This window comes from Planktothrix sp. (assembly GCF_046067725.1).
In the GTDB taxonomy this organism is placed as follows: Bacteria; Cyanobacteriota; Cyanobacteriia; order Cyanobacteriales; family Microcoleaceae; genus Planktothrix.
In genome coordinates, this window is record NZ_JBJUDF010000027.1 from 1 (window position 1) to 7528 (window position 7528).

The following is a 7528-nucleotide window of genomic DNA, read 5'->3' on the forward strand; positions in this document are numbered from 1 at the left end:
TTTGGGGAATTTCACCCAAACCTCGCCATTGACGAGGGACAATTTCAAAGATTTCGTGAATAATGGTTTTAGCGGTTTCATTTCCTTCTCGACGCACGGAACGATTATATTGATTTTCGAGTTTATATTCGCTGTTTTCTAGTTGTTGAATACAGAAATAAATTCCCTGTAAAATATCAACAGGTTCAAACCCTGTTACCACAATAGGAATTTGATATTTTTCAACAATCGGTTCATATTCGGTATATCCCATAATCGTACAAACATGACCCGCCGCTAAGAAGCCTTGAACTTGACAATTAGGACTCGATAAGATAGCTTCCATCGCTGGAGGAACAAGCACATGGGAAACTAACAGGGAGAAATTCTTAATGTTATTTTGAGCAGCTTGATAAACAGCCATTGCGGTTGTTGGGGCGGTGGTTTCAAAACCAACAGCGAAGAAAATTACTTCTTTTGCGGGGTTTTGTTGGGCAATTTTTAAACAGTCTAAAGGGTTATAAACAATTCTAACATCTGCCCCAGTTGCTTTAATACTTAAGAGGTCTTTTTCACTCCCTGGAACCCGTAACATATCGCCAAAGGAACAGAGAATAATATTAGGTAAAGAAGCCAGAGCAATGGCTTGATCAATAATATGAATATCCGTCACACAAACGGGACAACCTGGGCCATGAATTAAAGTAATTTCTGAAGGTAATAACTCATCAATTCCATATTTAACAATGGAGTGAGTTTGTCCTCCACAAATTTCCATAATTGTCCAAGGTTTTGTGGTAATAGCTGCGATCGCTTTGGCATAATCCTGAGCTAATTTAGCATCCCGATATTCATCAACAAATTTCATAATAATTTTTTTAATAAATTTCTAAATAACACTTATATTAACACTGGTTCCTGGGTTCTACCCAGGAGTCCTAAACGTAGGCTCTGCCTACAATAAATATAATAGAGGCAGAGCCTCCATCAGGAGTTCCCCGGTAGAACCAGGGAACAAGAAACCGTTAAACTAAACTATGACCCAGTTTATAAGAGGTAATTGTCTTCATGTATTGAGCACGTTCGTAGGCAGATTCATCCTCACAATGGAGTTGAGACATAGAACCCTGCATTTGTTTCACGGACTCATATTCGTGTTCTTCCATCCAGTGTTTCATGTCATCTTCCATGACTTTAATATAATTAAAACCATGTCGAAGTAATGCGGAACAAACTTGAGTGACTTTTGCTCCAGCCATTAACATTTTAATGGCATCATGACCCCGTTGAACCCCACTGGTACAAGCTAAATCAGCGTTAATTCGACCATATAAAATTGCAATCCAACGCATGGGTAAACGCATATCATGGGGACTGCTTAAAATGGAACCTGGTTCAACAATTAATTCTTCAGGGTTAATATCTGGTTGCAGGAAACGATTAAATAACACTAAACCATCCGCCCCAGCATCGCAAAATTGTTTAGCCATATTCGCCATATTGCTAAAATAAGGGCTCACTTTTAACGCAACGGGAATGGTCACTTCTGCTTTAACTTCTCGGAGGGTATTCAGATAGTTTTGTTCGACTTGTTCTCCAGTTAAATCAAAGTCTGTAGGAACATAATAAACGTTTAATTCAATTGCATCAGCCCCAGCTTGTTGCATCAATTGAGCATATTCTACCCAACCCCCTGAAGAAAAGCCGTTTAAACTGGCAATAATCGGAATATTCGTGCATTCTTTCGCTTGACGAATATGTTCTAAATACAGTTCTGGCCCAACGTGATATTCATCGGGTTCGGGGAAATAACTTAAGGCTTCTGCAAAGCTATTCGTTCCGTATTCTAAATGATGGTGCAGTTCAAATTTTTCTCGGAGTAATTGTTCCTCAAATAAGGAATGTAAAACCACCGCCGCCGCCCCAGCATCTTCTAGGCGTTTAACATTATCAATATCTTCTGAAAGGGGAGCCGCAGCAGAAGGAACGATGGGAGTCCGTAAATTTAAGCCGAGATATGTTGTTGATAAATCCATTGTTTTTTCGTCCTCGGTTTGCAGATGGGATAGGAATTAGGAATTAAGAATTAAGAATTACGAATTACCCTTCTTAATTCTTATGTAGATTTCAACTAACTGTTAGTGAGAAACCCGATTTCTGAACTCTAATTGTTGATTTCAGTGGGTGAGAAACCGGGTTTCTTTTCCTAGATTGTAAGGATAACTAACAGTTAGTTAGAAATCCGGTTCCTCATTTATACAGGTATAGTTTCAGGGGGTTTTGTTTCAGAGGGTGGGGTCGATTTTGCCTCTGAATGGCCGTTTCCATGACCATGATGACCATTGGTTTCTACAGAACGAGCGGCCATGTATTCATACAGTTTCCAACGGGTATTAACGTCCTGTTGAGCTTCTTGTAATAACCGTTTGGCGTCGGCGGGTTTGCTCTTGGTGAGCATTTTGAAACGGTTCTCCGCATACATCGAAGGTTCAACGGTTTTCTTCGGTGATTTAGAATCCAAAATTAACGGATTTTTGCCTTGTTCTTTGAGTTCGGGGTTGTAGCGATACAATAACCAACGACCGCTTTCAACCAGTTCTTTTTGATGACTCATGGCCGTTGCCATGTTAATCCCGTGAGCAATACAGTGAGAATAGGCAATAATAATCGATGGCCCGTCATAGGCTTCCGCTTCTAAGAACGCTTTCAGGGTATGTTCATCCCGTGCGCCCATCGCCACACTCGCCACATAAACGTTACCGTAGGTCATGGCAATTAAGCCTAAGTCTTTCTTGGGTGACGGTTTACCCCCAGCCGCAAACTTGGCAACGGCGCCGCGTGGAGTGGCTTTCGAGGACTGTCCACCCGTATTGGAATACACTTCCGTATCCAACACTAAAATATTGACGTTGCGACCACTGGCGATGACATGATCTAAGCCACCATAACCAATATCGTAAGCCCAACCATCTCCCCCAATAATCCAAACGGATTTTTTGACTAAATAATCAGCTAAACTCAATAATTGTTGGGCATCGGGGGAATGATTTCCCTGTAATTTTTGTTTAAGTTCAGCGACGAGTTGCCGTTGTTCCCAAATATCCGCTTCTGATTTTTGCGAGTTATTGAGAATTTGGCTCACTAAATTATCCCCAACTTCACCACCGAGTTTTTGTAACAGTTCCATAGCAAACCCAGTGTGTTTGTCAATGGACATACGGAACCCTAAGCCAAATTCCGCGTTATCTTCAAATAAACTATTTGCCCAAGCGGGGCCCCGTCCATCAACGTTTTGTGTCCAAGGCGTTGTCGGTAAGTTCCCGCCATAAATAGACGAACATCCGGTGGCGTTAGCAACCATCATGCGATCGCCAAATAACTGTGTGACTAATTTGACATAGGGGGTTTCACCACAACCGCCACAAGCACCCGAAAACTCAAATAACGGTTCTTGCCATTGTTGTTGACGGATCAGGTCTGGCCGTAATTTTAACCGATCGGGGTTAGGAATACTGAGGAAGAAATCCCAATTTGTCGCTTCTTGTTCCCGTAAGGGTAACTGAGGGGCCATATTAATGGCTTTTTTCGACGGCATGGATTTATTTTTAGCCGGACAAACATCCACACACACACCGCATCCGGTACAATCTTCGGGAGCGACTTGGATGGTGAATTTTTCACCGCCAAAGGCTTTATCTTTAACGTCGGTAAATTTAAAGCTGGCGGGAGCGTTTTCTAACACGGCTGCATCATAAGCTTTACCCCGAATAACCGCATGGGGACAAACCATAATACATTTGCCACACTGCACACAGACATCGGCGTCCCAAACGGGGATCTCTTGAGCAATATTGCGTTTTTCCCATTTGGAGGTTCCGGTGGGATAAGTACCATCACAGGGGAGTTTACTAACAGGTAGTTCATCTCCTCGTCCGGCGATCATCATGCCTTCGACTTCTTTAACAAAGGCGGGAGCTCCATCAGGAACGGGTAAACCTCGGCGGAGGGAACTATTGGCTTGAGCAACGTTGACTTCATAAAGATGTTCTAGGGTATCGTCAACGGCTTTTAAGTTTAAGCGGACAATTTCTGCACCTTTTTTACCGTAGGTTTTTTCGATCGCTTTTTTAATTTGATAGATCGCTTCTTCCCGTGGTAAAACCTTCGCTAAGGCAAAGAAACACACCTGCATAATGGTATTAATGCGGTTGCCCATCCCTGTATCGCGGGCGACTTGGTTGGCATTAATTACATAAAGCTTGATATTTTTTCGGATGATGGTTTCTTGAATTTCTAAGGGCAAATGATCCCAAACTTCATCGGGGCCATAGGGACTATTTAATAAGAACGTTGTGCCGTCCATCGCACATTTAAGAACGTCTAATTTTTCGATAAATGTCCATTGATGGCATCCGATAAAATTGGCTTGGCTAATTAAATAAATTGACCGGATCGGTTGCGGGCCAAACCGCAGGTGAGAAACGGTAACAGCACCGGATTTTTTAGAGTCATAAACAAAATATCCTTGGGCGTAATTATCGGTTTCTTCCCCAATAATTTTAATCGAGTTTTTATTCGCGCCAACGGTTCCATCGGCGCCTAACCCATAGAACATTGCCCGGACGACGTTATCGGGTTCGGTGGAGAAGTTAGGATCGTATTCTAACGAGGTTTGGCTAACATCATCATTGATGCCGATGGTAAAGTGATTTTTGGGTTTAGTTTGAGCTAAATTATCAAAAATTCCTTTAACCATTGCCGGGTTAAATTCTTTAGAGGATAAGCCGTAACGACCGCCGACTAAAGTTTTAAGGTTTTTAATCTTAGCTTTAAGATCCTCGTTATCTCCTAACATCACTTCTTGAACAGCCGTAACCACATCTAAATAGAGAGGTTCCCCACTAGAACCGGGTTCTTTAGTTCGATCTAAAACAGCGATCGCTTTGACGGTTTCTGGCAGTTCTGCAACTAATTGTTCTCCCTTCCAAGGACGGTATAACCGAACTTTTAAGACTCCTAATTTTTCTCCTTGAGCGTTCAAATAATCGACGGTTTCATGAACGGTTTCGCAACCGGAACCCATGAGAATAATCACTTTTTCGGCATCGGGTGCGCCGTGATATTCAAATAGTTTATAATTCCGTCCTGTCAGTTGTCCGAATTTATCCATTGCCCGTTGTACAATTTCCGGGGTTTTGGCATAAAACGGGTTAACGGTTTCTCTGGCTTGGAAATAGACATCCGGGTTTTGGGCCGTGCCTCGCAGTACGGGACGGTCAGGGGTTAACGCCCGGTTACGATGTTCATAAACGTATTGATCATCGATCATGTCTCGCATCACACTCTCATCTAACAAATCAATTTTTTGAACTTCATGAGAGGTGCGAAATCCGTCAAAAAAGTGAATAAACGGAACCCGTGCTTCTAAAGTGGCGGCTTGGGCAATTAACGCCATATCCTGGGCTTCTTGCACCGAAGCCGAACACAACAAAGCAAACCCTGTGGCTCTGGCGGCCATGACGTCACTGTGATCGCCAAAAATTGATAACCCTTGGGCGGCTAAGGAGCGAGCAGCGACTTGGATCACGGCACAGGTTAACTCTCCCGCAATTTTGTAGAGGTTGGGGAGCATTAACATTAGCCCTTGGGAAGCGGTAAAGGTGGTGGTGAGGGAACCTGCTTGTAAGGCACCATGAATGGCTCCGGCTGCTCCCCCTTCGCTTTGCATTTCCACAACGGCTGGAACCGTTCCCCACAGGTTTTTATCACCCACAGAAGCCCAAGTATCAGCCCATTCTCCCATTGGTGAGGAAGGCGTGATCGGATAAATGGCGATCACTTCACTTAAACGATAGGCAACACGGGCAACGGCTTCGTTACCATCTAGGGTTGCATAATTTTTTGTATTCATTCCTAAAATTCCTCTAGCAATAAAACTTTGATGTGTTCGCTCGTTTACCTACAGAATTATTGTGACAATTCATGCGCCAAAATTGACTGTTTTGTTGTTTAGTTTGGGTTGGTAATGATTCTAATTCTGTAATTAAACGGACAGAAATCTCCTTAAGAATTACTTCAGCTTTCTTTTGTTACCCCAGCTATTGTTTAATTTGGAATTTTCCAGAGTCAAATATCGGTCGAGATTAATTTTTCCTTAAATTTAGATTAAGGATTGTTGAGGTTTACCCCCTAGATTCCTATTTTAGATCATCTAATAAAAACGGCAGAAAGGGAACCACAACTTAACGTTTTTTAACTCATTGTCACGATTTGTAATAGCAGGTAACAGGGAACAGAAGCGAAAATAGGGGATGGAAAAAAGTGATTAACGATCCGATCAACTATCTGTAGATTATCCCCTAAAACCATCGTAGAGACGTTGCATGCAACGTCTCTACGATAGTTAATATTGTCTAAGGTTAAATCCCTAGAATCATTCGACTAAAACCGATCATGGAATGTGCGTTTAATCACGTCTAACTGTTGTTCACGAGTTAATTTAATGAAATTCACCGCATATCCAGAAACCCGAATGGTAAGTTGAGGATAGTTTTCAGGATGATTCATCGCATCAATTAGCATCTCTTTATCCAAGACATTAACATTAATATGATGTCCGCCATCATAGAAATATCCATCCAACATTCCCGTTAGGTTATTAACTTGATCCTCTAAGGTTTTACCTAACGCTTTCGGAATAATAGAGAAGGTGTAAGAAATCCCATCTTGAGCGTGTTCATAAGGCAGTTTTGCCACAGAAGCAAAGGATGCGATCGCACCGTTACTATCCCGTCCATGAAGGGGGTTTGCTCCAGGTGCAAAAGGTTCACCTGCTTTACGTCCATCGGGGGTATTTCCGGTCATTTTGCCATACACCACATTGGAAGTAATTGTTAAAATAGATTGGGTGGGTACGGCATTGCGATAGGTTTTTTGATTGCGAACTTTATTCATAAAAGTCCGAACTAAATTCACGGCAATTTCATCGACTCGTTGATCATTATTGCCATATTTAGGATAATCTCCTTGAATTTCATAATCCAGAGCTAACCCATTTTCTCCCCGCAATATTTTAACTTGAGCATACTTAATCGCGGATAAAGAATCAGCTACAACGGATAACCCTGCGATCCCACAAGCTAAAGTTCGATAAACATCCCGATCATGTAACGCCATTTCAATGCGTTCATAACAGTATTTATCGTGCATATAGTGAATTACATTCAGGGTATTGACGTATAATTTCGCCAACCATTCCATCATTTGATCAAATTTGGCGACCACTTCATCATAATCTAAATATTCAGAAGTAATCGGAGCAAACAGAGGGGCAATTTGCTCACCTGTTTTTTCATCTTTTCCGCCATTAATGGCATAAAGTAACGCTTTGGCTAAGTTCGCTCGTGCTCCAAAAAATTGCATTTGTTTGCCAATTCGCATGGCACTAACACAACAAGCAATTCCATAATCATCCCCATAAATAGGACGCATGAGATCATCATTTTCATATTGAATGGAACTGCTATCAATTGAAACTTTAGCGCAGAAT

At 42.0% G+C, this 7528-nt stretch carries 4 protein-coding genes; all 4 read right to left on the reverse strand.

The annotated features are described in order from the left end of the window. A partial coding sequence (gene hypD / locus ACKPEB_RS01425) for a hydrogenase formation protein HypD (protein WP_408962985.1) occupies positions 1–847 on the reverse strand: 847 nt, incomplete at its 3' end. 157 nt (positions 848–1004) lie between these two features. Continuing rightward, entirely contained in the window at positions 1005–2015 is a 1011-nt protein-coding gene (locus ACKPEB_RS01430; protein ID WP_408962986.1) for a dihydroorotate dehydrogenase-like protein, read from the reverse strand. Between the two features lie 218 nt (positions 2016–2233). Continuing rightward, a complete protein-coding gene (gene nifJ / locus ACKPEB_RS01435) occupies positions 2234–5890 on the reverse strand; it encodes a pyruvate:ferredoxin (flavodoxin) oxidoreductase (protein ID WP_408962987.1) in 3657 nt (1218 codons plus the stop codon). Between the two features lie 530 nt (positions 5891–6420). After that, positions 6421–7528: pyruvate formate lyase family protein (locus ACKPEB_RS01440; protein ID WP_408962988.1), on the reverse strand; the 1108-nt coding region annotated here is incomplete at its 5' end.